The sequence below is a fragment of the Streptomyces sp. NPDC005181 genome (genome assembly GCF_040608395.1).
GTDB lineage: Bacteria > Actinomycetota > Actinomycetes > Streptomycetales > Streptomycetaceae > Streptomyces.
The window spans coordinates 1-4,415 of the sequence record NZ_JBEXID010000202.1; the positions used below are offsets into that span (position 1 = coordinate 1).

At 68.5% G+C, this 4,415-nt stretch carries 4 protein-coding genes and 2 pseudogenes; 4 read left to right on the top strand and 2 right to left on the bottom strand.

Annotated features, from left to right (window positions below):
- Positions 1-93 precede the first annotated feature (93 nt).
- Positions 94-288: pseudogene (locus ABZV38_RS39755) on the top strand (Zn-dependent oxidoreductase); the annotation flags it as partial.
- A gap of 74 nt (positions 289-362) precedes the next feature.
- Here the strand turns inward: ABZV38_RS39755 and ABZV38_RS39760 are convergent.
- A pseudogene (locus ABZV38_RS39760) lies at positions 363-618 on the bottom strand (ATP-binding protein); the annotation flags it as partial.
- Between the two features lie 13 nt (positions 619-631).
- Positions 632-1,111, bottom strand: coding sequence for a MarR family transcriptional regulator (locus tag ABZV38_RS39765; protein ID WP_356333767.1), 480 nt, complete (start codon positions 1,109-1,111; stop codon positions 632-634).
- 101 nt (positions 1,112-1,212) lie between these two features.
- Here ABZV38_RS39765 and ABZV38_RS39770 point away from each other — a divergent pair, with 101 nt between their 5' ends.
- From ABZV38_RS39770 to ABZV38_RS39780, 3 genes are read left to right on the top strand one after another with little or no spacing between them, the layout of a single operon-like run.
- Entirely contained in the window at positions 1,213-2,262 is a 1,050-nt protein-coding gene (locus ABZV38_RS39770; RefSeq protein WP_356333769.1) for an LLM class flavin-dependent oxidoreductase, read from the top strand.
- Positions 2,255-3,286, top strand: coding sequence for an LLM class flavin-dependent oxidoreductase (locus ABZV38_RS39775; protein WP_356333771.1), 1,032 nt, complete (start codon positions 2,255-2,257; stop codon positions 3,284-3,286). The genes ABZV38_RS39770 and ABZV38_RS39775 overlap by 8 nt, the downstream gene beginning before the upstream one ends.
- A 4-nt stretch (positions 3,287-3,290) precedes the next feature.
- Positions 3,291-4,025: an NAD(P)-binding domain-containing protein gene (locus tag ABZV38_RS39780; protein WP_356333773.1), complete on the top strand. Its 735-nt coding sequence runs from the start codon at positions 3,291-3,293 to the stop codon at positions 4,023-4,025.
- Positions 4,026-4,415: the final 390 nt, after the last annotated feature.

The window sequence follows — 4,415 nt, forward strand, 5'->3', positions numbered from 1 at the left end:
CGGACCGGCTGGACCAGGCGGTGCTCGCGACGAGGCGGGCGGCGTTCCCGTTGCGAGGGCTGCTGACCTGAAGCGGGCGGGGACGGTCACGGTGCCGTCCCGGCGTGGAATGTCCTCCCGAAGCCGAAGGAACTCTCCTTGGAGGAGGCCGCCTGCCTCCCGACCGCATGGCTGACCGCATACCGGATGCTCTTCACCAACGCCGGGGTGCGCCCCGGGGATTCGGTCCTCGTCCAGGGCGCCGGCGGCGGTGTCGCGACCGCCGCGATCGCGCTCGGCAGGCGGCATTAGGGCCTTCGCGTCCCACAAAGCCGGATCGGTCTGCCCAGTGAGGGACTGCTCCGCCAGATGGTCTTGCCCGTCTACCCGTAACGGCAGCCCCAGTGGGTGGTGAGCTGGGGCGAGGAAGAGTCCCCCTCGTCCGTCGTTCAAGCCCGCCGCAGCCTCGGTTGGGTGTTGCTCGGGGTCGGTGACCTCGCAGACCAGCACGTCCGCCCGGATCAGGCGCAGTTCGACGGGGTCGTCTGCGTAGCGGATGGCGTTGGTCACCGACTCGCTGACGACGAGTTCGGTAGTGAAAGCGAGGTCGTCGAGTCCCCACGCGGACAGTTGGCGGGTGACCTTCTACCCCTCAGCTGTTGCGCGATGCCCTCAGGCGGTCGCGTAGCGCCGCCGCGATCCGCCCGGCTGCCGCGAGCTCGTCCGGCGTGAGCGGATGGACGAACAGTTCGCGGACGGCACGCAGATGCGGCACCGAAGCGTTGCGGAAAGCTTCCGTACCTTCGGCCGTGAGCACCACCTCGGCGCCCCGGCCGTCGGTGACGCATTCCTCGCGCCGAATCAGCCCTCGTCGCTCCATGCGCTTGATCTGGTGCGAGAGCCGGCTGCGCTGCCAGCCGATGCGGGCCGCCAGTTCGGAGGGGCGCAGCCGCCCTTCCGCTTCTCGCAGCGCGAGGAGCGCGGCGTAGTCCCCCGGTGACAAGGAGGACTCGCTGTGCAGGCGTGACGAGAGTTCGGAGCGGAGCGCTTCCGTCGTCTCGATGAAGTCCTGCCAAATCCGCAGTTCCTCGGCGCTGGGGAACACCCTGCGTCGCTCTCCCACTGTCGCCACCCCCTTTGGTTGACACGTCAATTATGTTTGGTAAAGATTGACGCGTCAACCAGTCGGTTGCCGCGTGAACCGGATGTCCCGGGTGCCAGTAGGAGGAGTCCATGACGGCCACAGCGTTCGAATTGGGGCTGAACTCGTTCGGAGAGGTCGCCACCGACGGCGACCGGCCGCTGAGCGATGCCGAGACCGTTCGTCTGTTGATCGAGGAGGCCAAGCTCGCCGAAGCCGTGGGGATCGACGCGTTCAGCGTCGGCGAGCACTACCGCGCAGGACACAACGACAGCGCCACCCCCGTCCTGCTCGCCGCGATCGCCACCGCGACGGAACGCATCCGGCTCGGCACCTCGGTGACCGTACTGAGCACCAACGACCCCGTGCGGCTGTACCACGAGTTCTCCACGCTGGACGCCGCCTCGAACGGTCGCGCCCAGCTCGTACTGGGGCGGGCATCGGCCACCGAGTCGTTCCCGCTGTTCGGCTACGACCTCGCCGACTACGAGGAGCTGTTCGAGGAGAAGCTCGACCTGTTCATGCGCCTCCAGCGTGAGGAGACGGTGACCTGGTCGGGCCGGTTCCGGCCGCCGCTCGTCGAGCAGCGACTGCGTCCCCGGATGCCGCCCGGTGGCATTCCCACCTGGATGGGCGTGGGCGGTAGCCCGAACTCCGTGGTCCGCGCGGCCCGCTACGGCCTGCCGCTCATGCTGGCCATCATCGGTGGACGCCCCCAGCGCTTCGCCGGCCACGTCGAGCTCTACCACCGGACGCTCGAACAGTTCGGGCACACCAGGCAACCCGTCGCCCAGCACTCGTTGGGGCTCATCGCCGACAGTGACGAGGAGGCGATCGAGACCTGGTGGCGGTACTGGGAACCGGCCGTTGCCGCCCTCGCGAAGGAGCGCGGGTTCTACAAGCCGACCCGCGAGCGCTATCTGTCGGAAGTCGGCAAGGGCGCGCTCTTCGTCGGCTCCCCCGAGACCGTCGCACGCAAGATCGCCACGATGGCCCGCGATCTGCACCTCGGCCGTTTCGATCTCAAGTACGACGTCATGAATCTGCCCCGCGAAGCCCGGGCCCGCACGATCGAGCTGCTGGGCCGCGAAGTCGCCCCGCGGGTGAGGGAACTGCTCGCGAAGGAGCCGGGCCATGTCTGATCTCGTCTTTGGTCTGGACACGTTCGGCGATGTGCCGGAGGACGATTCAGGCACCCCTGTGTCCGACGCGCGGGCCATCCGTCAGGTCGTCGACGAGGCCGTTCTCGCGGAGGAGACCGGCGTCGACGTCCTCGCCCTCGGTGAACACCACCGTGCGGAGTTCGCGATCTCGGCTCCGGAGACCGTGCTCGCCGGCATCGCCACACGTACCAGCCGTATCCGCCTCTCGTCCGGGGTGACCGTGCTGAGCTCGGACGATCCGGTCCGCGTGTTCCAGCGGTTCTCGACCGTGGACGCGCTCTCGAACGGCCGGGCCGAGGTCATCCTCGGGCGCGGCTCCTTCACCGAGTCGTTCCCGCTCTTCGGATACGACCTGAGCGACTACGACGTGCTGTTCGAGGAGAAGATCGAGCTCTTCGCCAAGCTGTTGGAGGAGAGGCCCGTCACCTGGAGCGGCAGCAAGCGGGCTCCGCTCGAAGGTGCCGACGTCTTCCCCAAGACCGAGTCCGGGCACCTGAGCACCTGGGTCGGTGTCGGCGGTTCACCTCAGTCGGTCATCCGCACCGCGCACTACGGGTTCCCTCTCATGATCGCCATCGTCGGCGGCAGCCCGGAGCGCTTCGCGCCCTACATCGACCTCTACCAGCGAGCCACCGACAAGTTCGGCACGACCGCTCACCCGGTCGGAATGCACTCGCCCGGCTTCATCGCCGACACGGACGAGGAGGCCCGGGAGCTGCACTGGCCGCACTACAAGGTCATCCGTGACCGCATCGGCGCGCTGCGGGGCTGGCCGCCGCTCCGCAAGGAGGAGTACGAGGCCGAGATCGAGCACGGCTCGCTCTACATCGGCTCGCCCGAGACGGTCGCCCGCAAGATGGCCCGCGCCATCAAGGCGCTCGGCGTGGGCCGTTTCGACCTCATCTACACCTCGGGGGCACAGCCGATCAGCGCCCGCCTGCGCGCAGTCGAGCTGTACGGCACCAAGGTGCTCCCGATGGTCCGCGACATCCTCGCAGGCTGACGCCATGAACGGAGCAGAAATGGACACCACCACCACCACCACCACCACCACCACCACCACCGCCGCTGCCGTGCGCACGGTCGGCATCCTGGGTGCGGGGAAGGTCGGCACCGTACTGGCTCGACTCGCCTTGGGAGCCGGCTATCGCGTGCTCATCGCCGGATCCGGCGACCCCGCCAAGATCGCACTCACCATCGAAGTCCTCACCCCCGGCGCCGTCCCGGTCACCGCCGCTGATGCCGCGGCGGAGGCAGATGTGGAGTTGGATGCCGCGTGTGATCTGGACGGTGGGTGGGTCGGTGACGTTGCCGATCCGCAGGGTGAGTTCGCCGAGGTGGTAGAAGATCATGCGGCCGGTGGGGCGGACCCGGCGGTTGTCCGGGTAGAGGCCGGCCATGGTCTGCTCGGGGAGTGCACGTCTGACCTGCCGTTCGATGAGGCAGAACACCAGCAGGGCCAGGCAGATGACCTGGATCAGGGCGGCGACACGACGGTTGTGCTGCACGAAGACCGGCGCGACCGCGAGCGGTCCCTTGAAGTCCGCGTAGCGGCGCTCGACCGTGCCCTGGCCCTTGTAGTGGATCAGGACCTGGCCCGGGTCGGCTTTCCGGGCGGGGACGCTGGTCAGCAGCGCGTACCAGCCATCGACAGCAGCCTCTGCGTCCAGGACGTCCCGGTCGAAGTGCCAGGCCAGGGCGGGGATGCCTGCTCGTTCTCGGTGACGGTCCAGCGCAGATAGGACGTGACGCGGCGCTTGGCGGCGATCACACCGATCCGGGGGACGATCTTCTCCCGGGTCTGGTAGTGGCGCCCGCCTGCCGCGGCAGTGAGCTTGTCGAGATCCATCGCCGGTCCGCATTTCCTGGACGTGGTGTCGGCGGCGGACCCTCCCGGTCGGCGGGTAGCCGCGGCGCCACAGCCGCTGCTCGTGTTCGACCGTGCTGCCACCCGAGCCGGCCCCGCTACGAACCCCACCGCTACCGACGCGTCCCTACCTGGCCCCGTCACCACCACACCGCACTGCGGGGGCATGAAGGCTCGTAGCGGTGGGCCGCGAGTTCACAACCGCCAGGAGCGGATGCGGTCGGATGCCTGATCATCGCAATGTCTGGCCCAAGCCAGAGAGCCT